General features: G+C 29.3%; 24 protein-coding genes. 10 read left to right on the forward strand and 14 right to left on the reverse strand.

Features of this window, described 5'->3' with window-relative positions; all coding sequences use genetic code 11:
• Positions 1–15 precede the first annotated feature (15 nt).
• The 8 genes from ACMFBB_RS11210 to ACMFBB_RS11245 form a co-directional block, all read right to left on the reverse strand.
• A complete protein-coding gene (locus ACMFBB_RS11210; RefSeq protein ID WP_435260867.1) occupies positions 16–816 on the reverse strand; it encodes a helix-turn-helix transcriptional regulator in 801 nt (266 codons plus the stop codon).
• Positions 817–903: 87 nt separating this feature from the next.
• Positions 904–1,443 carry a pyridoxamine 5'-phosphate oxidase family protein gene (locus ACMFBB_RS11215; protein ID WP_435260868.1) on the reverse strand — a complete coding sequence of 180 codons (540 nt, stop codon included), beginning with the start codon at positions 1,441–1,443 and terminating at the stop codon, positions 904–906.
• A gap of 127 nt (positions 1,444–1,570) precedes the next feature.
• On the reverse strand, positions 1,571–3,055 hold the full coding sequence (gene glpK / locus ACMFBB_RS11220; protein ID WP_435260869.1) for a glycerol kinase GlpK: 1,485 nt from the start codon (positions 3,053–3,055) through the stop codon (positions 1,571–1,573).
• A 1,753-nt stretch (positions 3,056–4,808) separates the two neighbouring features.
• Positions 4,809–5,486 (reverse strand): response regulator, encoded by a 678-nt coding sequence (locus ACMFBB_RS11225; protein WP_435260870.1) that lies wholly within the window; start codon positions 5,484–5,486, stop codon positions 4,809–4,811.
• The gene (locus ACMFBB_RS11230) at positions 5,479–7,320 is read right to left on the reverse strand and encodes a tetratricopeptide repeat-containing sensor histidine kinase (protein WP_435260871.1); all 1,842 of its coding nucleotides are present in this window, start codon (positions 7,318–7,320) and stop codon (positions 5,479–5,481) included. Before ACMFBB_RS11230 ends, ACMFBB_RS11225 begins: the two co-directional genes overlap by 8 nt.
• Positions 7,321–7,466: 146 nt before the next feature.
• Complete coding sequence (locus ACMFBB_RS11235; protein ID WP_435260872.1) at positions 7,467–7,625, reverse strand: hypothetical protein; 159 nt, start codon at positions 7,623–7,625, stop codon at positions 7,467–7,469.
• A 292-nt stretch (positions 7,626–7,917) separates the two neighbouring features.
• Positions 7,918–8,052, reverse strand: coding sequence for a hypothetical protein (locus ACMFBB_RS11240; RefSeq protein ID WP_435260873.1), 135 nt, complete (start codon positions 8,050–8,052; stop codon positions 7,918–7,920).
• Positions 8,053–8,071: 19 nt separating this feature from the next.
• On the reverse strand, positions 8,072–9,478 hold the full coding sequence (locus ACMFBB_RS11245) for a sensor histidine kinase (RefSeq protein ID WP_435260874.1): 1,407 nt from the start codon (positions 9,476–9,478) through the stop codon (positions 8,072–8,074).
• A gap of 532 nt (positions 9,479–10,010) precedes the next feature.
• On the opposite strand from ACMFBB_RS11245, the gene ACMFBB_RS11250 reads away from it, so the two are divergent.
• On the forward strand, positions 10,011–10,262 hold the full coding sequence (locus ACMFBB_RS11250) for a type II toxin-antitoxin system ParD family antitoxin (protein WP_435260875.1): 252 nt from the start codon (positions 10,011–10,013) through the stop codon (positions 10,260–10,262).
• Positions 10,255–10,557 (forward strand): type II toxin-antitoxin system RelE/ParE family toxin, encoded by a 303-nt coding sequence (locus tag ACMFBB_RS11255; RefSeq protein ID WP_435260876.1) that lies wholly within the window; start codon positions 10,255–10,257, stop codon positions 10,555–10,557. Before ACMFBB_RS11250 ends, ACMFBB_RS11255 begins: the two co-directional genes overlap by 8 nt.
• A 411-nt stretch (positions 10,558–10,968) precedes the next feature.
• Here ACMFBB_RS11255 and ACMFBB_RS11260 read toward each other — a convergent pair whose 3' ends face one another.
• From ACMFBB_RS11260 to ACMFBB_RS11280, 5 genes are all read right to left on the reverse strand, one after another.
• Entirely contained in the window at positions 10,969–12,615 is a 1,647-nt protein-coding gene (locus ACMFBB_RS11260; protein ID WP_435260877.1) for a glycerol-3-phosphate dehydrogenase/oxidase, read from the reverse strand.
• A gap of 111 nt (positions 12,616–12,726) precedes the next feature.
• Positions 12,727–13,167: a YHS domain-containing (seleno)protein gene (locus ACMFBB_RS11265; RefSeq protein WP_435260878.1), complete on the reverse strand. Its 441-nt coding sequence runs from the start codon at positions 13,165–13,167 to the stop codon at positions 12,727–12,729.
• 3 nt (positions 13,168–13,170) lie between these two features.
• Positions 13,171–13,626, reverse strand: coding sequence for a YHS domain-containing (seleno)protein (locus tag ACMFBB_RS11270; RefSeq protein WP_435260879.1), 456 nt, complete (start codon positions 13,624–13,626; stop codon positions 13,171–13,173).
• A 65-nt stretch (positions 13,627–13,691) separates the two neighbouring features.
• The gene (locus ACMFBB_RS11275; protein WP_435260880.1) at positions 13,692–14,456 is read right to left on the reverse strand and encodes an NYN domain-containing protein; all 765 of its coding nucleotides are present in this window, start codon (positions 14,454–14,456) and stop codon (positions 13,692–13,694) included.
• A gap of 67 nt (positions 14,457–14,523) precedes the next feature.
• Positions 14,524–15,498: an acyl transferase gene (locus tag ACMFBB_RS11280; protein ID WP_435260881.1), complete on the reverse strand. Its 975-nt coding sequence runs from the start codon at positions 15,496–15,498 to the stop codon at positions 14,524–14,526.
• Between the two features lie 72 nt (positions 15,499–15,570).
• Between ACMFBB_RS11280 and ACMFBB_RS11285 the strand changes: the two genes are divergently transcribed.
• The 6 genes from ACMFBB_RS11285 to ACMFBB_RS11310 all read left to right on the forward strand — a co-directional run bounded on the left by ACMFBB_RS11285 (position 15,571) and on the right by ACMFBB_RS11310 (position 19,343).
• The gene (locus ACMFBB_RS11285; protein WP_435260882.1) at positions 15,571–15,921 is read left to right on the forward strand and encodes a DUF4377 domain-containing protein; all 351 of its coding nucleotides are present in this window, start codon (positions 15,571–15,573) and stop codon (positions 15,919–15,921) included.
• 86 nt (positions 15,922–16,007) lie between these two features.
• Entirely contained in the window at positions 16,008–16,313 is a 306-nt protein-coding gene (locus tag ACMFBB_RS11290) for a DUF4377 domain-containing protein (protein WP_435260883.1), read from the forward strand.
• Positions 16,314–16,327: 14 nt separating this feature from the next.
• Complete coding sequence (locus ACMFBB_RS11295) at positions 16,328–17,047, forward strand: hypothetical protein (RefSeq protein WP_435260884.1); 720 nt, start codon at positions 16,328–16,330, stop codon at positions 17,045–17,047.
• 42 nt (positions 17,048–17,089) lie between these two features.
• Entirely contained in the window at positions 17,090–17,611 is a 522-nt protein-coding gene (locus ACMFBB_RS11300; protein ID WP_435264298.1) for an RNA polymerase sigma factor, read from the forward strand.
• Entirely contained in the window at positions 17,612–18,934 is a 1,323-nt protein-coding gene (locus ACMFBB_RS11305) for an outer membrane beta-barrel protein (protein ID WP_435260885.1), read from the forward strand. It abuts the gene before it with no gap.
• A gap of 10 nt (positions 18,935–18,944) precedes the next feature.
• A complete protein-coding gene (locus ACMFBB_RS11310; RefSeq protein ID WP_435260886.1) occupies positions 18,945–19,343 on the forward strand; it encodes a hypothetical protein in 399 nt (132 codons plus the stop codon).
• A 3-nt stretch (positions 19,344–19,346) separates the two neighbouring features.
• Here ACMFBB_RS11310 and ACMFBB_RS11315 read toward each other — a convergent pair whose 3' ends face one another.
• Positions 19,347–20,063: a 3'-5' exonuclease gene (locus tag ACMFBB_RS11315; protein ID WP_435260887.1), complete on the reverse strand. Its 717-nt coding sequence runs from the start codon at positions 20,061–20,063 to the stop codon at positions 19,347–19,349.
• A 355-nt stretch (positions 20,064–20,418) separates the two neighbouring features.
• Between ACMFBB_RS11315 and ACMFBB_RS11320 the strand changes: the two genes are divergently transcribed.
• Together ACMFBB_RS11320 and ACMFBB_RS11325 are read left to right on the forward strand one after the other, a co-directional pair.
• Positions 20,419–21,117 (forward strand): response regulator transcription factor, encoded by a 699-nt coding sequence (locus ACMFBB_RS11320; protein WP_435260888.1) that lies wholly within the window; start codon positions 20,419–20,421, stop codon positions 21,115–21,117.
• 64 nt (positions 21,118–21,181) lie between these two features.
• A complete protein-coding gene (locus ACMFBB_RS11325; RefSeq protein WP_435260889.1) occupies positions 21,182–22,222 on the forward strand; it encodes a sensor histidine kinase in 1,041 nt (346 codons plus the stop codon).
• Position 22,223: the final 1 nt, after the last annotated feature.

Genomic DNA, 22,223 nt, shown 5'->3' on the forward strand with positions numbered 1-22,223 from the left:
CCAATAAATCGAGTCTTAAAATTTTCTAACTTCTTTAGGAATACATCTTAGATACAATTTAAATATCCTAGTCATATGACTATGATCAGAAAATCCGCATGCAAAAGCAATTTCTGTAATAGACATTTTGGTGTGTAACAAATAATTTAAGGCTCTTTGAACCTTAACTTTCCTCATATAATCACCTAATGATCCTTGATAATACTTTTTAAAATATTTTGAGATGGTAACAGGATGAATACATAGAGTTTTAGATAATTCATCTAAAGAAATAAACTCATCCCATCGATCTTCTATAATTTCTCGCAAATGAACTACCCAAGTTGGTTTATGTAATGAAACAGAAGCTGGAGTAAAGAGAGATATTAATGAACTTCCTATAGATTCTTTTGAGTATAAATCATCAATATACAATTCATTATAGATTTTAATTAAATTCAAATAAACATTTAATTGTTGAGTATTTGAGCAAAATAATTGATTAAAGTTTAAATTATTTTCGGTAAAAAAAGTTTTTTTGAATTCTAAGTTAAGATTTTTTGAAGGAAAGGCTGTAAATCTATTTCTATGAATTTCACCTTGATGGTAAGCCATAATTTTACCTGGAGTAACTTGTTTATCTTCTTTTTTTCTAGATTCAAGGTTTCCTCCTTGTAAAATTAAAGATAAGTGAATGTCTTCATGTGAATGCCACTCTTCAGAAACCGGCTGAATATAATTAACCAAAGAAATAGAACAAAAATCTAATAGAAAATTTGTGCTTGTTGTTCCTAAAAAAGTATGTTGTTTTAACGTTAATTCAGATTTCAAATTCATAAATAAATCTTCTAATAATTAATTATGATCTTTTACTATTTGAAAACGAATAGGATAAGGGCTTGTTACAAATGAATTAATTTATTATTAATTAAACTTAGTTTTTAAACCATCAATACTAATTCTATTTCGTTCTTCCCAGTATTGTTCAATTCCTTCTTTACCTTTTTCTTCAGCCCATTCATTTAATCGAGTTCGCTCTCCTAAATATTCATAAAAAGGAATAGAAGAACCACAGGAAGTTTGTGCAGATTTAATTTCTACCACAAATATTTGACGTGTTCCTGGTAGCTTTGGAAACAAATTCACATACGTATCCCAATCATTATCTTTTTCTTGTATCTCTATTGCTTCTCCATACAACCTAAGAATATTAGGAGCGCCTTCAAAAGCGCAAAACATAATTGTTATTCTGTTATTTTCTAATAAATGTGCAGAGGTTTCATTACCACTTCCAGTGACACTCAACCAAGCAACTTTATTTTCATCCAAAATTCTAAAGGTATCCATTCCTTTAGGAGATAAATTAACTCTTCCTTCTTTGGGTGCAGTAGCAACAAAAAACATTTTTTGATTTTCAATAAACTTTTGAAGTCTGTTTGTAATTTTTTTATAAAACTTAGCCATCCTTTAAACTTTTAATCTTTTTAAAAAATTGATTTTAAATTTTTGTCCAATAGGTTTTTTTTTGAACCAATAGTAACTTGATTTATTCTGCTGGATCAGGTCAATATTTGAATAAAATACTAAACACCTAATCTATCCAGTTTTTAGTTCTTTCTACCGCCTTTTGCCATTTTTTATACAACCTATCTCTTTTTTCTTCTTCAAACGTAGGTGTAAACTCTTTATTAATTTTCTTTCTATTAATAATATCTTCTTGTTTCCATAACCCTACATAAATACCTGCTAAGTAAGCTGCTCCCATTACAGTTGTTTCTATTATCTCTGGTCTTTCAACAGGTACATTTAAAATATCAGATTGAAATTGCATTATTAAATCATTTGCACAAGCGCCTCCATCAACTTTCAATGATGTTACACTAACCTCACTATCTTTTTGCATAACGTTTAATACATCTTTAGTTTGGTAAGCTAATGATTCTAACGTTGCTTTTATTAAATGGTTTTTTCCTGTATCGCGTGTTAACCCAAATACCGCCCCTCTTGCATACATATCCCAATAAGGAGCGCCTAAACCAGCAAATGCAGGCACAACATACACAGGGTTTTCACCTGTAACTTGTTTTGCAAACTCTTCACTTTCTTTAGCACTTTTAATTATATGCAAACCGTCTCGTAACCATTGTACTGCTGAACCAGCCACAAACACACTTCCTTCTAATGCATAAAACACTTTATTATCAATTCCCCAAGCAATTGTAGTTAACAAGCCATTTTTAGAAAACTCCAGATTCTCTCCCGTGTTTAGTAACATAAAACATCCGGTACCATAAGTATTTTTAGCCTCTCCTTTATTAAAACATGCTTGCCCAAAAAGTGCTGCTTGTTGATCACCAGCAATTCCAGCTATAGGGATTTGAATATTATTTAAATTATAATTTCCAAAATGATACGATGAAGGTTTTACTTCTGGAAGCATTGATGTTGGAATTTCTAATTCTTCTAAAATTCTAGCGTCCCAACAAAGGTTTTTTATATCATAAAGCATTGTGCGAGAAGCATTACTATAATCGGTAGCATGCACCTCTCCATTTGTTAAATTCCAAAGTAACCAAGTATCAATTGTTCCAAACAAAAGATTTCCTTTTTCTGCTTCAACCTTTGCTCCTTCAACGTGGTTTAATATCCAATGGAGTTTTGTTGCCGAAAAATAACTATCTATGATCAATCCCGTTGTGGTTCGAACATGACTTGCCAATCCTTTTTCTTTTAACTTTTCACAAATTTTTGCTGTACGCTTATCCTGCCAAACAATAGCATTATATATTGGTTTTCCAGTGTTTTTATTCCAAACAACAGTAGTTTCTCGTTGGTTTGTTATTCCAATTCCAGCTATTTCAGAAGCTTTTATATTTGTTTGTTTTAATACTTTTTTTAGCGTTATTAACTGAGATTCTAAAATTTCTTCTGCATTATGTTCAACCCAACCTGACTCTGGAAAAATTTGAGTAAACTCTTGCTGATTCATTCCTTTTATTTCTCCTTCTTCATTAATAACTACTGCACGAGAACTCGTAGTTCCTTGATCTAAAGCTATAATATACTTTTTTGCCATTCTAAGTATTTAATTAAAAACAGCAATTTACAATATATACTTTTTAAAAATAAAAAAACCTTCTAGAATTCATCTAGAAGGTTGTAGAGTAACCATTAAGTGGTTTCTAATGTTTAAGTGCGTAACTCGCACCTTTACCTAACTCAGCTAAAGCTGACATAAACCCCACAAAGGCATCATTTGCTTTTTTTACTAAAGTTTTCCCCATTTTAATAAAATTTAAATTTCCCTTAAGTTTTTGTGCTTAAATAAACACATTACAAATATACACCTGATTATCAGCAATAAAAAGGGGTTTCCCGCAGGTAAATGTGTAATTTTCCGCAACCTTTATATTTTCTATTTAATCTAAACTAACACACTCTTGAAACACTTTAAAACTACAACATACCATTGCTAGGTGGAAAATACTTTAAAACAAAATTTTAAATGAAAACTATCATAAAAAGACAAAACCTCCTAGAATCTATCTAGAAGGTTTGTTTTCCCCTTAAATCATCTGCTCATAATAATGAGTGACATGGCAAATATAGGATAGGATTCAGGATCTAAAAAGGGGATGTCCGCAAGTAAATTTGTGATTTTCCGCAAAAAAGACCATTTAATCAATTTTAAATCAATATCTTACACTATACAAAAACTTGATTTGTTTAACTTTTCATTCGTTACTACTAAAAACAAAACCTTCTAGACAACTATGTCAGAAGGTTTCTTTTTTCCCCTAAATTATCAACTCATAATAATGAGTGACATGTCAAATGTATTTCGAAATACTAACTTCTAAAAGGGGATTCCCGCACTTTAAAATGTAATTTTCCGTAATCTTTTTCAAACATAAAAAAACCTCTTAGAGAAACTCTAAGAGGTTATATATTTAGTATTGAAATGTATTAGTGCTTAAGTGCGTAGCTTGCTCCTTTTCCTAATTCTGCTAATCCTGTTAAAAAATTAACCATCACAATATTTGCTTTTTTTACTAAAATTTTCCCCATTTTACACTACTTTAAATTTCCCTTTTTAATTTTGCGTTTAATTAAACAACACTGCAAATGTATTTCGAAATATAACTTCATAAAAGGGGATTTCCGCACTTTAAAATGTAACTTTCCGAAAATGAAATAAAAAAAATATATAAAAATAATTTATGTTACAAAAAACAAAACCTTCTAGACAACTATGTCAGAAGGTTTCTTTTTCCCCTTAAATCATCAGCTCATAATAAATGAGTGACGTGGCAAATGTATGTTGCAATACTAACTTCTAAAAGGGGATATCCGCATCAAAAAATGTAGTTTTCCGCACGCTGTTTTTTAAACATAAAAAAACCTTCTAGTAATATTAGAAACTAGAAGGTTTTATTTTCCCCTTAAAATATCCACTCATTAAATGAGCGATGCAACAAATGTAGTTTTCATTTACATTTTAAAAAAGGGGATTTCCGCAGAAAAAAATGTAGTTTTCCGCAAATTATTATTTATTTAATTTTAAATCAAGCTTTTACAGCAACAAAAAAAATAGTGCTTTTATACTATATGAACGGATTTCTTAAAGTAGTTTTAGAGATAATTATTAATTGTTCAGCATCTTTTTTACACAAAAAACCTTTTAACTTGTATGCTAAAAGGTTTTTGTTCTTTTCTCTTCTTTTCTAGAATTTCTCCCTTACAGTGTTAATTCTAAAACAAAGATATCTTTTACTTAAAGGTTACGAAAGGGGATTTCCGCAGTAAATAGTGTAATTTTCCGCAAAGTGTTAGTCTAGTATTCCTAACTCTTTCGCTTTTAATACTAAATCTGTATTATTATTTGCATCTAAATCAGTACGTAGCTTCGCTAACTTACTTTCTATAGCTCTAATTTTAACAAGGTTACCATCACCTTTTGTGATAACGCCTTCCATATTAGATATTTTTGAGTGCTTTGGTAGTTCTTTTAAAATTTGAACAGCAACATCATCCATTTGGATTTCAATCAATGCTCTTTTTAATAATTTTTCATGAATTTCATGTGTGTAATACACCTGATCTGCTATCATTTTTTGTATGGCAAAATTCAATTCAGTAGTATTACATTGTCCTTTTAAAATATAGGCTAACGGATTTAGGTTGCGTACTACATTATAAACCCTGTTAGTTTCAGAATGCCCTGTTATGACACCTATTTTTATAGCTATATTTTCTTTTTGAAGTGCTTTAATTAAATTTTCACCTCCATCAATCGTAGAGTTATCACTCGCATTATCAAAACTTAAATCAGTAAAAAGTATTTGAAATGGATCTGTATTAACATGAGACTTTATTAGATTGTATGCCTCATCACAAGAATTAGTACTTGTAATTTCAAGACCCTCAATATCTTTTAAATAGGAAAGAATTCCTTCTATAATTAATTGGTGGTCATCAACAAAAAGTATTTTAATTTTTTCAGACATTTAAAGGTATTTGGATGTGTGTTTTGGTTCCAGCTCCTACAGTACTACTAATTGACAGTGTTCCATTTAACTCTTCAACTCTTTCTTGTAAATTATGTAAACCGATTCCTTTTTTACTAACAGCAGTATCAAAACCTATACCGTTGTCAGAAACATCCAAAAATACATTTTTTTTATGTATTGAAAAAGCGATCGTAAATTTTGTTGCCTTGGCATGTTTTTTACTATTCTGTATGCTTTCTCTTATACTTAAATACAACAATCTTTTTATGGCACTATTAACTTGCAACCAATCATGTTCATGCAGCCCTTTCACGGTTATTTTAAAAGTAGGTTCAAAATAATCAGTAATTAAATTTATTATTTGATCTTTAAAACCAACTTTTTTAAAACTCACACTACTTAATTGATGTGATAACTGACGTACATTTTCTTTAACAGCATCTAGCTTTTGAGCCTCTTCAAACAACTGTGAATTTTCTAACTTTCTATGTAATAAACGTAAATCTCCAGCTACCTCATCATGTAATGATTTTGCAATTTGTTTACGCTCTTGCTCACGTGCCTGTGCTTTTTGCAATTGAGCTTGGTATAGTAACTTTCTTCGCCTTAATACAAAAAACAAAATACTTAAACCCAAACTTAAAAAACCAGCAACTGCCACCAGCCAGCCAATAACTATTTGTTGTTTGTGGCGTACTATTTCATCTTGCTTTTTATCATTTTCTATTTTTAAAAAACTATTTTCTTCTTCCTTCTTGGCAGTTTCATACCTAATTTTAGCAAATTGGTTTTTCTGCGTACGCTCTTTTTGTATTAAACTATCATTTAACTCTATATGTTCCTCCAAATACTTTATAGCTTTCTTTCCTGTACTTAATTGAGAAAGTTCTTCTAAAGCATCTAACCATCGTTTATTGTTATGAGTTTGCTTAGCATATATAAGAGCTTTTTCTGCATGAAATCGTGCTTGTTTAACATTTTTTTTCTCTTTATAATACAAACAAATATTTATGTGAGTTGTACTTAGTTCTCTATAATCTTTTAAGCTGTCTCTAATTTTTAAAACCTCTTCATACTGGCTCAATACGTCTTTATGTTTTTCTAAAGAAAAATTACTGTATGCCAAATTTTCCAATAGTAATACATATTGTTGAGGGTATTTAATTTTAATACTATCAAAAACCAATCCTTTTTTAAAATACTTGATTGCCTTTTTATGTTTTTTCTCTCTCTGATATAATAACCCTAAATTATTAAAAACACGTAAATATCCTTTCTCTTTAACCTCTATCTCATTATTTAACTTACTTACTTCATATGCTTTATTATAATAATTAACTGCTTCTTTTTGTTGGTTCAACTCTTCAGAGGCCAATCCTAAACTATTGTAAACACTTTCTAAATAGCTATAAGCTTTAATAGGTTCTAAATATTGTAAGGCTTCAATAGAACTGATTTCACTTCCTAAAAAATCTTTTGCTTGTCTTTGTAAAACTGCAATGCTTAACAAACGCCTCCCAACCTGTACAGAATCTTTTAAATTTTTAGAGATATTTTTCGACTCGTGATAATAGTAATAGGCACTATCTGTACTAAATTTAATTCTATGGTATAATGCTTTATAATGGTAATGTTTAGCTAGTGCTAAAGAGTCCTTTGTTGTGTTATAAATTTCGAATAATTTTTGTGTGCTTTTTTGTAAAAGAATAGTGTCTTTATTAAAATAAGCGTCTAAGCCTAGTTGAATAGTTTTCCCTCTCAATGAAGTCGTGTCTTTTTTTTGTGCAAATCCTGCGCAAATAATAAAAACAAAAAAATATACAAGTCTCATACAACTACACTAAAAAAACACGCTAAAAATAATACTTTTTTTACTCTTAAATCTATTTGAAATAAGAATCAAACAAGTTTATTATTATAAGCAAAAAACCAGAGTTTTAAAAACTCTGGTTTTTTGCTTATGATAATATCTAGTTTTTAAATTAAATATGGCTTTCTTCCTCCTTCTCCATCTCCACTACTTCCACTACCTCCACCTGTATCAGTACCAGAATCTTCTCCGCCACCGTTATCTAAAGTAGTTGCTCCTCCTCCAAATTGTAATGCTTGCTCTTCTAAAGTGTAATTGTTTTTCATCGTCCCTTATGTTTTAATTTATGTTTTTTAAAAATAGTATTTTATCCACGAAAACAAAAGGTTTTAAGAGTTTTTTAGCTTTTTTACAGGAAACTTTTTTAATAAATGACTAAAATGTCATTATTTTTTATACTGAGCATATAATTATCTTGAGAATACAAAAAGATTGCTTCTTCGTTCCTCATCGCAATGACATTAACAATCGTCACTACGAACATAATGCAATGGAATGAAGTAGTTTGTTGGTTATATCTTCAAAAGATAATTGATAACTCTTATGAGAAAGATTGCTTCAGTCGTTTCCTCCTTCGCAATGATGAGAAACGTCACTACGAACATAATGTAATGGTGTGAAGTAGTCTGTCCATCTCATACTCAAAATATAATTGTTAACTCTTATTAGAGAGATTGCTTCTTCGTACCTCATCGCAATGACGAGTTGTTTATTATTTTATTGGAAGTTCAATTTCAATAATTGTACCTTCTTCTAATTTTGAGTTTACCGAAATAACTCCTTTTAGTTTCTTAACTCTTGAATATATATTCTTCAGTCCAATTCCTTTATTTTCTTTTTCTAAATCAAAACCAATTCCATTATCTTCAATTTTTATGACCATATTTTCGCTTTCTTGAGCTATTTTTAGCTTTATAGCATTTGCTTTGGCGTGTTTAATGCAATTTTGCATCACCTCTTGAAGAATTCTATGAATATTAATTTTTACTTTTTCGTCAATCTTTTTCCAATCGATATCTGTTGAAATATTTACATTGTATTCAAAACCTCCTAATTTACTTTTCTCTTCAAAAAGCTCTTTAATTAATAGTTTAAAATTATCTGATTGATTTATAGTATGGCTTAATTTATGTGAAACTTCCCTGATTTCTTTTTCTACATTTTGTAACTCATTAAGAAGGTATTGGTGCTTATTTAACTCGTCAATATCGCCATGAAGTTTTAAAAAACCTAAACTAAGTCGGGTTCCAAAAAGCTTACTTAAAACACCATCATGAAGTTCTTGAGCTATTCTGTCTCTTTCTAAATATCTAGTCTCAGCTTGTTGTAATTGTGTTTGATATACTAATTTTCTTCTACGTAATACAAAAAATAAAGAACCTACACTTAATCCCAACAAACTTATGAGTGTTAATAACCAACCAATTGTTTTTTGTTGCTTTTGGTATGATATTTCTTCTTGACTTCTATTATTCTCAGACTTTAATAGCGTATTTTCTTCTTCTTTTTTAACCGTTTGATAATTAAATCTCGCTATTTTATCATGTAATTTATTAGTTAAATCAATTAAACTGTCTTTTAAATGTACATATTTTTTAAAATAATCTTTTGATTTAGAATATATGTTTTGATTTAAAATTAATTCTAACTTTTGTAGTTGAAGTTCCTTTTTTTCACTTTTAAGTGCATATTCATAAGCTTTTATAGCATGTTTATTTGCTAAAATTTTGTTGTTTTTATCATTATAGAACAGACTAATATTTGTGTGCGTAAAACATAAACCCTCATTATTTTTTAATCTTTCTTTTATGTATACAGCTTCATTATATTTTTTTATGACACCTTCTTTTTTACCTAAAAAATAATTACTTATGGCTATACCCTCTATTAGGTTAGCGTATACATGGGGCGCTTTCATTTTAATATCTTTAGTAGCTAACCCATATTTAAAACTTTCTATCGCTTTTTCATGTCTATCATCATTTTGATAATAAATTCCTTGACCTAACCATAAGTTATCAAACTTAGTTACATTTATTTCTCCTTTTTGTTTTGAGAAAAGATATTCTTGAGAAAATACTACGGCAGAAAACAGCATAGCACATATGACTAATCGCATAATTTTAATAACACTTTTTGTTTAAAAGTAATGTTTTTTAAACAAGTTAGGAAACTTTACCAAAAGTTTAATTATTAATACATGGAATCTCGCTACGAATGAAACGCAGTGAAATGAAGTAGTCTGTGTTTAAAATAGAGTTGGTAACGAAATATTAAAATAAGTGTATCATAAAAAAAAGCGAACCGAAATCCGCTAAGAAAATTAAGAAGGTGAATGATGACATAAAATGTCCCACCAATCTCATGGTTTAAGTTCAGGTTCTGGATATCCATCACCATTTCCACCACCTCCAGTTCCGCCAAGAATTGTTAGTTGTTTTTCTTTTTTAATTTCAAACTCTTTTAAGTTTTTTAACATAAAAATCTATTAAATAGTTTGGTAAGACAAAAAATATTGGAATTTTATTTTAAAAAAATTGCTTTATCTCAACTTCGCTCGATACAAGCTTAATGCTTCCTTGTTATAAACAGTTTGATAAAATTTTTGGTGTTATACCAATTTTTGGTATATTTGAAGAAATAGCATTAAAATGAACAAAAATACTTCAATATCACTCGGAAATTATTTTGACCAATTCGTGCAAAATAGTATTAATGAAGGACGATTTAAAAACGTTAGCGAAGTTATTCGAGCAGGATTAAGGCTTTTAGAGGAAGAAGAAAATAAAGTAATTGCTTTAAAAAAATCAATTCAAGAAGGAATTGATAGCGGAATAGCGCACGATTTTGACCCTAAAAAACATCTTGAATCTCTAAAAGCGAAAAACCATTCAAATGGCTGAATATAAACTGACAAACAAAGCTGTTGCAGATTTATCAAAAATTTGGGAATATACATTTGAGGTTTGGTCAGAAAAACAAGCTGATAAATATTATAATGAGTTAATCTCAAATTGTCAGGAAATTGCTGAAAATCCAGATTTAGGAAAAATCTATAAAGGAATTTCAAAGCAACTTTTAGGAATAAAATCAAATCGACATATAATATTCTATAGAACTTTAAACGAAAATTATGTTGAGATAACGAGAATATTACACGAAAGAATGGATTTAAAAAAAAGAATAAATGATCACTAATATTTATCAAATTATTTCAGTTGTACCTTCTTCGCAATGACATTAACAATCTTCACTACGAATACAATGTAATGGAGTGAAGTAGTCTGTTCATCTTGTACTAAAAACTTAAATAAAAACAATATTTCAAAAGATTGCTTCAGTCGTTACCTCCTTCGAAATGAAGGGAAACGTCACTACGAACGTAATGCAATGGAGTGAAGTAGTCTGTTCATCTTGTACTCAAAATATAATTGTCAACTCTTATTAGAAAGATTGCTTCAGTCGTTTCCTCCTCCGCAATGAAGGGAAACGTCACTACGAACGTAATACAATGGAGTGAAGTAGTCTGTTTATTATTTATTCAAAAGATAATTGCTAACTCTATTTAAAAAGATTGCTTCTTCGTTCCTCATCCGCAATGACGGGAGTTTATTTAAATCCGACTGCTATCGCCATTTTATCTTCTAATTCTTGTAAATGATTTGAAGAGGCTTCAGAATTCCACTTAAAGTGTTTTATAAACTCGTCTAGTACAAATTGCTTATAATTATCAACACTTGGCTTGTCAAAAAACAAACGTCCTGTACGTCGCATAAAAAAGTCGGTGGGTGTACACGTCATTTCATGCTGAATGGTAAACCAAACCTCCGCTTTTAATAATTGTTTTTCTGAGTTTTCTTCAGTTAACTCATCAAATTTATCTAAAATAATATCGGTTTGCTTTCCATAGTTATGAACTAAATAACTAGCATCCTTTTCTGATAAACCAAATGGTTTTATACGTTTATACAACTGGTTTATATAAATTTTTACAGACTTGTAATTTAAAAATGGACCTCCAGATAAAATAAGATCTTCTGTTTGAATGGGTTCAAACTCTTTTTCAAACCTACGCGTCATCTTTTTGGCTACCATATCTACAATACGCTCAGCCATTTTACGATATCCTGTTAACTTACCTCCAGCAATAGATATTAACTTCGTATCTGACACAAATATTTCATCTTTACGTGATAACTCTGAAGCCGATTTTCCTTCTTCATGTATTAATGGTCGTAAGCCAGCCCAAGACGACTGAATATCTTCTAATGTAAGTGTGATGTCAGGAAACATGTTATTCACTGCTTCTATTAAATAAAGTGCATCAACAACGCTAGTTTCTACGTTGTCTTTATCTTGTTGGTAATTCGTGTCAGTGGTTCCAAAATAAGTTACTTTACCTCTAGGAATAGCAAACATCATTCGCCCATCAGGAATATCAAAATACACCGATTGTTGTACAGGTAATTTTTCATGCGCTACTACCAAATGAACTCCTTTTGTTAAATGTAAGCGCTTTCCAATTTTTGAATTGTTAATTTGACGTAATTCATCGACCCAAGGTCCTGCTGCATTTACTACATACTTTGCTTTAATATCAAAGCTTTTATTAGTTAAAACGTCGGTTACCTTAGCTCCAACCACACGTTTATTTTCATAAATAAACTCATCTGCCTGCACATAGTTTAAGATTTGTGCATCATATTGACTTGCCGTTTTTAATATTTCAATTGTTAAACGGGCATCATCAGTTCTATATTCTGCATAAAACCCAGCACCATTTAAAATATTATCTGGTAATAATGGTTCTTTTTCAAGCGCTTCTTCTTTATCTAACATTTTACGTTTATCATCGCCTTCTACCGATGCTAATACGTCGTAAATTTTTAATCCTATAGATGTTAACCATGATCCATAAGTCCCTCCTTCAATAAGTGGTAAAATCATTTTCTCAGGAATTACCAAATGAGGGGCTAGTTTATGCACTATTGCACGTTCAGTTCCTACTTCTTTAACCAACCAAAAATCAAATTGTTTTAAGTAACGTAAACCACCATGGATTAATTTTGTTGACTTACTGCTTGTTCCTGAAGCAAAATCATTTTTTTCTACTAAAGCTACTTTCATTCCTCTTGACGCAGCATCTAAAGCAATTCCAGCTCCGGTTATTCCACCGCCAATAATTAACATATCAAACTCAGTATTCTCAAGTTCTTGTTGAATATTAGTACGGTTAAAAAACGAAAAGTTGTTCATAGTAGAAAGGTGTTTTCCAACAAAAATAAGAATAAAATGAGTTGTTAAGCGATAAAAAGAGCTGAAAAAAAATAAGCTCTTTTTATTCGCACCAAAACTAAAAATCAATAATTATTTATTGATTAATTTTTGCCAGTTTCTATCAGCTTTTTTTTGAAGCTCTTCTGGTTTTTCTTTTAACCATAACTTTAGGGTATTTGTACCCCACGAATTATAAAAAAGGTATAATTTACCATTTCTAATTTCAAATGTTTTTGGATCTATAGATACTTTTTCTCCATTTTTGGCTATTGCATAAGCACAATAGCCTCCATATTGAGGAATGTATTTTCGAGGTTCTTTTTTAAAAGCTTCTAAATTTTTTTCAGATGAAAATCTAAAAGTAACATTATCGTATTTTGTGGTGATTTTTTTACTTCCTTTCAAAGACTTATTATTAAAATAAGCAACAACATCATAGCCATTTGCAACTGCTCCTTTTTTTAAGTTATAATTATTTTGTGCACTAATAAAAGAACTTACAAAAAATAAAACATAAATTAATTTATTCATTCCCTACTTTTTGATATGCTTTATCTCTTGCCAGTTTTTATCTCCTTGAGCTTGTAACTTTTTAGTATCTCCCTCTTGCCAATCTTCTAATTTATTAGATAGCCAAGAACTATAAAACAGGTATAATTTACTGTCTCTAACTTCATAAGCTTCTGCATCAATGTACATTTTTGTTTTTTTTGCTGCTATAGCATATGCGCAGTACCCTCCATACTGAGGAATGTATTGAGTAGGATTTTTTGTAAACAAGTCTTTATTTTTTTCAGACGAAAATTTAAATTTTACTCCATCATACGTTGTTTGGTATTTTGTTTTTCCTTTTTTAGGCTTTGTATTTGTAAAATACGAAACAACATCATAACCTTCAGCTATGAAACCCTTTTTAGTGTTATAATCTGTTGTTTGTGCGAAAAGTGATATAGAAAACATCACTAGTAATAGAGAATATAGATTTTTCATATAGAGAGAGTCGAAAAAAAACAAGAGTGCTTACATCGTATAATTTTAAAAAACTAAATCGGTATTTAACGACGTTTATTTCTTGTTGCTTTTTCTTTAATTTTTACAAAGATTAATTTGTGTCTTCCTTTTGGGCTTTCTCTTTGTTCAATTTCAAATTTATCAATTGACTTAATTAAAGGGGTAAGTTTATCAAAACCAAAATTTCTTGAATCAAAATTAGGTTGTTTCTTCTGTAATAAACTTCCAACATCACCTAAAAATGCCCAACCATCATCATCAGAGACATCTGCTATGGTTGTACGTATCAATTCAATTTCTTTTCTGGTAATTTTATCCACATTATACTTAGTTGGTACTTCCTTTCCAGCTTCTATATTTTGTATAACGGTTTTACTTTTTAATATTTCAATATAAATAAACCTATCACAGGCTACAATAAAAGGATTTGGAGTTTTCTTTTCGCCAATACCAATTACTTGCATTCCAGCCTCTCTTAATCTAGTAGCCAACCTTGTAAAGTCACTATCACTAGAAACTAAACAAAAACCATTTACTTTTTCAGAATAAAGAATATCCATTGCATCAATTATCATTGCAGAATCTGTTGCGTTTTTACCTGTGGTATACCCATATTGTTGAATAGGAGTAATCGCATTTTCTAGTAGCAAATTTTTCCACTTTGATAAATTTGGCTTTGTCCAATCTCCATAAATTCTTTTGATAGTAGGATTGCCATATTTTGCAATTTCTTCCATCATTTCTTTTACATAAGCTGAAGGAATATTATCGCCATCTATAAGTACCGCCAAATTTGAATTTGAATCCATATATTGAATTTTTACACGTCTTTTTCTTAGCGAAAGGTATTTAAAAACAAAGTGAAAAACAAGTAAATTACAAAACAAGTAAATTACAACCTCGAATATCTGAATTATCAAAACGTCCAATAATTTCAAAGCTATTATCAGTATATACTTTTCCTAAATCTTGGGTAGCTATAAATGAACAAGAGTTATAATTAGCTAAATCAATTACATTAATTCCTCCTGACTTTTCTTTTGGCAACATAGTTAATGCATCTTCGGTATCTCTAGTTAACAATCGCATCCATGGCGGACAATTAAAAATACCATTGCCTTTTGAATACCCTTGACTTAATAATTCAGTCATCCCATATTCTGAATGAATGCTTTTAACACCAAACCCTTCACCCAATATTTGATGTAATTCTTCACGTATTAATTCTTTTCTTCTACCTTTCATTCCTCCAGTCTCCATAACAATAGTGTTTTGAAGGCTAAACTTATATTTTTCAATTAAATCTAAAAGCGCAAAAGAAACTCCTATAAGTAGCACTTTTTGACCTTGTTTGTCTAATTTTATAAGTTTTTCAGCCAATTCAGATAAGTTATTCAAGTAAAAACCACTTTCAGAATTTTCAGAACGTTGAATTAAGTCATCCACCATATATACTAAGGAAGATCCTTTTCGTTCTAAATAATTTGGAAGTAACGCTAAAACAACATACTCTTGAATATTGCCGTAAAAATGTTTAAACCCTTTTAAATAGCTAGTTTCATACCAAGATAAATCTATTATATGGTGCTTACTTGTAGTAGCTCCGGTAGTTCCTGAACTCGTGAAAACTTCTTGAACTTCATCATTTGATGAAACTACTTGCTTATCTTTAAAAAACTGTATTGGTAAAAACGGAATTTTATCAATTGTAGTAACATCTGATGGATGAATGTATAATAAATCGCAAAAAGAACGATATGTCTTATTATTTTTAAACTGATATTTAAAAACGGATAGCGCTACTTCGTTAAACTCTTCTTCTGACTGTATGTTAAAAACCTTGTTTTGCATAATATTTACAAAAATAAGAGTATTCCACGCAACCTTTTAGGTTTTTCTTCATCTTATAAAAAAACGTACACGATGAAAGTTAAAAATTATAGTATTTTATTATTGCTCCTTTTTTCTTTTTTTGCCTGTAGTTCTTCAAGTGATGGGATTGAAAATATAAATTCAGACGAGTCTTACGAGCTTATTATAGCGTCAAAAACTGTTAATTGTAATCTTATGATTCCCTCTAAATGCTTATCTGCTCGAAAGAAAAACGAAATTCAATGGAAAGCTATTTTATATGGCATAAAAGGGTTTAAACATGAAAAAGGTTTTGAATATAGACTTCTTGTAGAAGATACTCCTTGGGAACAAAATTATATAGACGGCGGACCTCCAAAAATAAAATTGATTAAAATTTTGTCTAAAAACAAAAAGTTATAGACGCTTCAATATCTATAATTCATACCCGTCATGAAATCTTAAAATAAATACGATTTATAAATAGTTAAAAATAAAACTAACGAACCATGATATATAACAAAATAAGTTCGCTTTTTAAAAGGACAATATCTAAAAGACAAAAAAATGAAAAATTAATAACTATTGCTTCTAAAAGGTTGGTCAATAATATAAATTCTATAAAAAAAGGAATCTTAATGAAAGAAAAAGGTATTAATGATTGGACTCTTTTTAATAAAGAAATTAAAGGATTCATGTATGAAGATGGCTATGAATATGAACTAATAGTTTCAGAAAACAACATAGAAAAAACATTTTCTTTAGTAAGAGTATTAACAAAAACAAAGAAGCTTTCTGAAAACTTACCTTGCTAAAAAAACAAAACATTATGAAAAACAAAATGAACAGACTACTAACGTTTATTTGCATACTAACCGCTTTTATTAGCTTATTACTTATTGGGTGTAGTAACAACAATGATATCCAAATTGATACTAATAATTTATTAAAAGGTTTTTGGGCTAATGCTAAACACAATGGAGAAACAATAACTTTTGAACGTGTTAGCTCCTTACCAGAAAACGATTACGGGGTTGCTTTTATGGATTCTAATATTTTTACACAGAAAACTTCAGGTTTTTGTGGTACTCCTCCTTTAACATTTTATGATGATAAAGGTACTTATGATAATGACAAAGCATTTATAAAAGTGCAATTAAATGGTTTTCCTGGAAATTTTAATTGGAAAATAATTTCTTTAACAAAAAAAGAGTTAGTTATAAAAACTACGCTAACTGAAAGAGAAAAAGAGCATCAGGAGTTGCTAAAAATGTTTACCACACTTCATACTACAGCCACGAGTAAAACTTGTAAAAACTCAGGTGATTGGGCCTTTACTGAGTATGGAAGCAAAGCTTGTGGTGGTCCACAAGGCTATATTGCTTACTCTAAAAAAATAGATGTCTCAGCTTTTTTAACAAAGGTGAAAATTTACACAAAAGCTGAAAATGATTATAATGAAAAGTGGGGAATTGTTTCTACTTGTGACATTCCTCCTAAACCCAGTAATATTGAATGTAATAATGGAGAAGCAGTGTTAAAATATTAGTATTTTTAAAAAAACATTTAACACATTAACTTAAAAGAAATCATAGCGCAATGTTGCCAGCAAAATATTAAGGCACAAGCAAAAGTTTATCAACTTTTTTCTGATAAGCTGTTTGGACTTTGCCTAAAGTATTCTAGAAATTATGAAGATGCTCAGGACACTTTACAAGATAGCTTTTTAACTATTTTCAAAAAAATTAAACAATACAACAATAAAGGGTCTTTTGAAGGTTGGATGAAACGTATAGCTATAAATACAGCTCTCCAGAAATATCGTGAAAAATCTCCTTTACAATTAGTAAAAGAAGAATCTATTGAAGAAATAGAAGACGTTGAATACGATGATTCTGTAATAAGTGTAGCTTTTTTATTGGAAACAATTCAAGAGTTACCTGATAGGTATAGGTTAATATTTAACCTGTATGTTTTAGATAAATTTTCACATAAAGAAATAGCTAAAATGCTGCACATTTCTGAAGGTACATCTAAGTCAAATTTATCAAGAGCAAGATTATTATTAAAAAGAAAAATTGAGGTTTATCAAAAAATGCAACAGGAAGCATAAATGAATGATAGAAAGAACATAGACAGAATATTTGAAGAAAAGCTTAATGGATTTGAAGCTTCACCTAATCCTGAAATGTGGGATACTATTGAGGCTAAGCTTAAAAAGAAAAAACGTAGAGTTTTACCTATGTGGTGGTTATATAGTGGTATTGCAGCTGTTTTTATTTTAGGTTTTGTATTATATCCTTTTTTTAAGCATAATAGTTCATTAGAACCAATTATTAAACAGCATGAAACCATTGTTAACACACCTAATGATTTTAATAAGCACAAAAAAGAAATAGATAGTAATATTCCTGTAAAAACAGAGAATAGTAATACTTTTTTTACAAAAGAAAAAAACACAATAGTAGCTGAAAATAAAAAGAATACTACAAAAATTACACCAACAAAAACACATACCGATACTAAGTTAATTGCGAGTAAAAAGATGGGGTCTGACAAAATAGTTGAAGGGGTTTTATCAGACAAAAAAAGAGCTATGGAAAAGACTTTTATCACAAAAAAAGAAAAGAAATCAGTTAAAAATGATAGTCTGAAAAAACTGTTTACTAAAAAAGATTTTCTTGCTGAAATAAGTAAAAAAGATAGTGTACTAACTGTAAAAACAAGTAAAGATAAATGGTCTGTTTCTCCTGTTTTTGCTTTAACTCATGCAAACTCTCTTACGCAAAGTTCTGCTTTAGATAAAAGCTTGAAATCAGCAAATTTAAGCGGTGACAATAATCTTTCTTATGGTATAAAAGTAGCATACCAATTAAACAATAAATGGTCAATACAATCAGGGGTGTTCACACAAAAAGTTGGGTTTACAAATAAAAATTTATCAGTTATGGCAAATGTAAGAGGAGCTAGTTTAGAAAGCCTAGAATTAACATCTAGCCCTTTACTTATTTTGAATCCATCTAATAGCGCACCCGATGTTGATACTTTAAGCAGTGCTAATATTGTTTCTAGTGAAGCTTCTTTAAACCAAACATATAGTTATATTGAGGTTCCTGTGGAGCTAAAGTATGCCATCTTTAATAATAGAAAATTTAACACCAAAATAGTTACTGGTTTTAGCTCATTATTTTTAAATCAAAATGAGGTAACTGTAACCTCTGAGAAAACATCACAAACCATTGGTAAAGCTTCTAATTTAAACTCACTCAATTTTAGTGGAAATTTAGGGCTCGACCTTGAATATTCAATTAATAAAAAATTGAAATTCGTTGTAAACCCAATGTTTAAAATACACTTAAATACATATTCAAAAAACTCTAACGGATTTAAACCATACACACTAGGTGTATATTCAGGAATTAGTTATCAATTTTAAAATTTATATCATGAAAAAATTACTTTTATTATCTTTTGCTTTATGTTTTTTATCGTGCTCGCTCGATAGTGAAGACAACCAAGTTATTAAATTATTAACCATTGATGAAGCTTTCACACCTCAAAGTTTTACCTACAAATCTAAAGACACCATTAAGGTAAAGTACACCTTACCCAATAGCTGCCACTCTTTTTTTAGCCTGTACTATCAAAGTGATGGGAATGCAAGAATTATTGCTATCAGAGCTTTAGAAAAATTAAATGGTGGGTGTTCACAACAAACAATCTCTAAAGAATTAAAAATACCAATCCAAGTTCAACAAAAAGAGGATTATATTTTTAAATTTTGGAAAGGTAAAGACACTAATGGTAATGATATTTTCGAAGAAAAAACAATACCCGTTAATTAAAAATTAAACTTTTACTATAGCTGTATTGTCTAACAAAGGTTTATTACAAAAACGAAGTATTAATTGAGCTACTGCAACAGTATCACGCTCGCAATATTCAACAATTCGTTTTAAATTATTTTCTTTATAGTACACATCAGCAACTTCACTTCCGTCAATATCTTGTTTAGGTGAAGGTATCCCTAAAATATGTGTTAATAATTTTAAAGAAGTATAGTGTTTGTAGTCGCCAAATTTCCATAACTCCAGTGTATCAATATGCTTAACTTCCCATGGTTTTTTACCAAATAAGTTAAGCATATCTGGTAATGGAATTTGATGAACAACCATGCGTCTAGCGATATATGGAAAATCAAATTCTTTTCCATTATGAGCACACAGAAGGTGTTTATTTAAATTAAAGTGCTTATCTAATAATTTTTTAAAATTCATTAATAATACAACTTCATCATCTCCATAAAACGAAGTGACTCTTAATTGACTTTTACTATTTTTAATTATAAAGTAGCCAACTGAAATACAGATTATTTTACCAAATTCAGCCCAAATCCCAGCTTTATTATAAAACTCTTCTAAAGAAGAGTCCTCTTTACGTTGGTACTTCGTTTTTAAAGCATATAAGTCTTGCTCTTCCTTTGAAACTTGATTCCAACTTTCATATTGAGGTACTGTTTCTATATCTAGAAACAATACATTTTGTAATGCTAACTTATTTAACATAATTTATTAATTAGTGGTAAAAAAGTTTACATTGTATAAACTAAAAGAATGTGTTTTTATCAAAGCTTTTTTTCTATACCCATAAGTTTTAATAACTCTTAAATAGTGAAAAGAATATTTACATTTTATTGTAAACTTTCCCAGTAAAGTACTACTTTTCATAAGATCAATTTTTTTAAATATACAAAAATTGATCTTAATTTATCATTTAGTATTTAAAAGTTAAATTTTTGATTTTTAAATACTACTTTTTCTAAAGTTTATAAAACATTAAATCAATGTTAAGTTAACTATCGGTATAGACAATTTGTTATTTTATCGTTACTTTTGGGTATTACTACTTAAAAATTAATGTATGAATACTAGCGATATTAAGATTTTATTAGTTGATGATGAACCAGATATTTTAGAAATAGTTGGTTACAACTTAAAGTCTGAAGGATATCAAGTTTTTACCGCAAATAATGGTGCTGAAGCTGTTAAAACAGCAAAAAAAGTAAATCCCCATCTAATACTATTAGATATAATGATGCCTGAAATGGATGGTATAGAAGCCTGTGAGAAAATTAGAAACATAAAATCTCTTGAAAATGTTATTATCTCCTTTTTAACAGCCAGAGGTGAAGATTATTCTCAAGTTGCTGGTTTTGATGCTGGCGCTGATGATTATATTACAAAACCAGTAAAACCAAAGGTATTAGTTAGTAAAGTAAAATCTTTACTTCGTCGATTAAAAACTGAAGAAAAAACTGATACGACCACTAAAATTGGAGATATTGTTATTAATAGAGATGAATATGTTGTTTTTAAAGGTGATATAAAAATTTCACTGCCAAGAAAAGAGTTTGAACTATTTTCTTTATTAACTTCAAAACCCGGAAAAGTATTCAAAAGAGAAGTTATTTTAGATAGCGTTTGGGGAAATGAAGTTGTAGTAGGAGGAAGAACAATAGACGTTCATATTAGAAAATTACGTGAAAAAATTGGCGATGATTATTTTAAAACTGTTAAAGGCGTAGGCTATAAATTTGTTTTAGAATCACAAGAAAATTAATAAAATCATATAAAATACTTATGTAGATTGCTGTTTTAGCAATCTACTTTTATTTGTACTAAAAATGAAAATTAAAAAAACATATAAATATGCTCTTTGGTCAGCACTATATTTAACTTTGCTGTCAATAATTTTTATTGCACTTTCTTATCTATTATTTTATAACTATATAGGAGGTGTTACCTTAGCTATTTTTGGAATACTTTTTTTTATTATATCTTTTTTTATTATTCAATATAGAACAGAACATTTTATATATCAAAGGATTAAAAAACTATATGAAGATATTTCTGTTTTAGATATTAACGATTTAAAAAGAAAAAAAGTTACAACAGATATCGAGGCTTTAACAAAAACTGTACAAGAATACGTTGAAGGAAAAAGTGAAGAAATTGCACATTTAACACAAAGGGACTCTTTTAGAAGAGATTTTTTAGGAAACGTTGCCCATGAATTAAAAACACCTCTTTTTACTGTTCAAGGTTACATTTTAACACTAATAGAAGGTGCCGCCGATGATCAAGAGATTAGAACAAAGTATTTAGAAAGGGCTAATAAAGGAGTAGAAAGATTAACCTCAATTATTAAAGATTTAGATATGATTGCTAAGCTTGAAACTGAGGGGATGAAAATGAATATTGAACCATTTAATATTTTAGAATTGGTACAAAATGTTTTTGATTTGTTTGAAATGAAAGCAAAAAAAAGAAACATTAAACTAAAATTTGATAAACTATATGAGTTTCCTTATTTTGTGAAAGGCGATGTTGAACGTATTGAACAAGTACTTATTAATTTAATTGTTAACTCTATTAAATATGGAAAAGTAGGTGGGGTAACAACTGTTAGCATAGAAAGTTATAATCCAAATAAGTTTGTTATAAAAGTTATTGACGATGGTGAGGGAATTAAACAAGAACATCTATCTCGTTTATTTGAGCGTTTTTATAGAGTAGATCAAAGTCGTTCTAGAGAGCAAGGCGGTTCGGGGTTAGGTTTATCTATTGTTAAACATATTATTGAAGCACACGGAGAAACTATACTTTTAAAAAGTAATTATGGTGAAGGATCTGAATTTTCTTTTACATTAGAAAAAGCTATGTAAT

The organism is Tenacibaculum sp. nBUS_03 (assembly GCF_051201695.1).
In the GTDB taxonomy this organism is placed as follows: Bacteria; Bacteroidota; Bacteroidia; order Flavobacteriales; family Flavobacteriaceae; genus Polaribacter.

What these genes read in the sequence shown, in the direction of transcription:
- ACMFBB_RS11235 (WP_435260872.1), bottom strand. Translation starts at nt 7,625, where the DNA reads ATGAAAAACAATTACACTTTAGAAGAGCAAGCATTACAATTTGGAGGA.
- ACMFBB_RS11295 (WP_435260884.1), top strand. Translation starts at nt 16,328, where the DNA reads ATGAAAAACAAAATGAACAGACTACTAACGTTTATTTGCATACTAACC.
- ACMFBB_RS11265 (WP_435260878.1), bottom strand. Translation starts at nt 13,167, where the DNA reads ATGAATAAATTAATTTATGTTTTATTTTTTGTAAGTTCTTTTATTAGT.
- ACMFBB_RS11240 (WP_435260873.1), bottom strand. Translation starts at nt 8,052, where the DNA reads ATGAGGTACGAAGAAGCAATCTCTCTAATAAGAGTTAACAATTATATT.
- glpK (WP_435260869.1), bottom strand. Translation starts at nt 3,055, where the DNA reads ATGGCAAAAAAGTATATTATAGCTTTAGATCAAGGAACTACGAGTTCT.
- ACMFBB_RS11245 (WP_435260874.1), bottom strand. Translation starts at nt 9,478, where the DNA reads ATGCGATTAGTCATATGTGCTATGCTGTTTTCTGCCGTAGTATTTTCT.
- ACMFBB_RS11225 (WP_435260870.1), bottom strand. Translation starts at nt 5,486, where the DNA reads ATGTCTGAAAAAATTAAAATACTTTTTGTTGATGACCACCAATTAATT.
- ACMFBB_RS11290 (WP_435260883.1), top strand. Translation starts at nt 16,008, where the DNA reads ATGATATATAACAAAATAAGTTCGCTTTTTAAAAGGACAATATCTAAA.
- ACMFBB_RS11315 (WP_435260887.1), bottom strand. Translation starts at nt 20,063, where the DNA reads ATGTTAAATAAGTTAGCATTACAAAATGTATTGTTTCTAGATATAGAA.
- ACMFBB_RS11320 (WP_435260888.1), top strand. Translation starts at nt 20,419, where the DNA reads ATGAATACTAGCGATATTAAGATTTTATTAGTTGATGATGAACCAGAT.
- ACMFBB_RS11215 (WP_435260868.1), bottom strand. Translation starts at nt 1,443, where the DNA reads ATGGCTAAGTTTTATAAAAAAATTACAAACAGACTTCAAAAGTTTATT.
- ACMFBB_RS11260 (WP_435260877.1), bottom strand. Translation starts at nt 12,615, where the DNA reads ATGAACAACTTTTCGTTTTTTAACCGTACTAATATTCAACAAGAACTT.
- ACMFBB_RS11230 (WP_435260871.1), bottom strand. Translation starts at nt 7,320, where the DNA reads ATGAGACTTGTATATTTTTTTGTTTTTATTATTTGCGCAGGATTTGCA.
- ACMFBB_RS11275 (WP_435260880.1), bottom strand. Translation starts at nt 14,456, where the DNA reads ATGGATTCAAATTCAAATTTGGCGGTACTTATAGATGGCGATAATATT.
- ACMFBB_RS11325 (WP_435260889.1), top strand. Translation starts at nt 21,182, where the DNA reads ATGAAAATTAAAAAAACATATAAATATGCTCTTTGGTCAGCACTATAT.
- ACMFBB_RS11280 (WP_435260881.1), bottom strand. Translation starts at nt 15,498, where the DNA reads ATGCAAAACAAGGTTTTTAACATACAGTCAGAAGAAGAGTTTAACGAA.
- ACMFBB_RS11255 (WP_435260876.1), top strand. Translation starts at nt 10,255, where the DNA reads ATGGCTGAATATAAACTGACAAACAAAGCTGTTGCAGATTTATCAAAA.
- ACMFBB_RS11270 (WP_435260879.1), bottom strand. Translation starts at nt 13,626, where the DNA reads ATGAAAAATCTATATTCTCTATTACTAGTGATGTTTTCTATATCACTT.
- ACMFBB_RS11285 (WP_435260882.1), top strand. Translation starts at nt 15,571, where the DNA reads ATGAAAGTTAAAAATTATAGTATTTTATTATTGCTCCTTTTTTCTTTT.
- ACMFBB_RS11310 (WP_435260886.1), top strand. Translation starts at nt 18,945, where the DNA reads ATGAAAAAATTACTTTTATTATCTTTTGCTTTATGTTTTTTATCGTGC.
- ACMFBB_RS11305 (WP_435260885.1), top strand. Translation starts at nt 17,612, where the DNA reads ATGAATGATAGAAAGAACATAGACAGAATATTTGAAGAAAAGCTTAAT.
- ACMFBB_RS11210 (WP_435260867.1), bottom strand. Translation starts at nt 816, where the DNA reads ATGAATTTGAAATCTGAATTAACGTTAAAACAACATACTTTTTTAGGA.
- ACMFBB_RS11250 (WP_435260875.1), top strand. Translation starts at nt 10,011, where the DNA reads ATGAACAAAAATACTTCAATATCACTCGGAAATTATTTTGACCAATTC.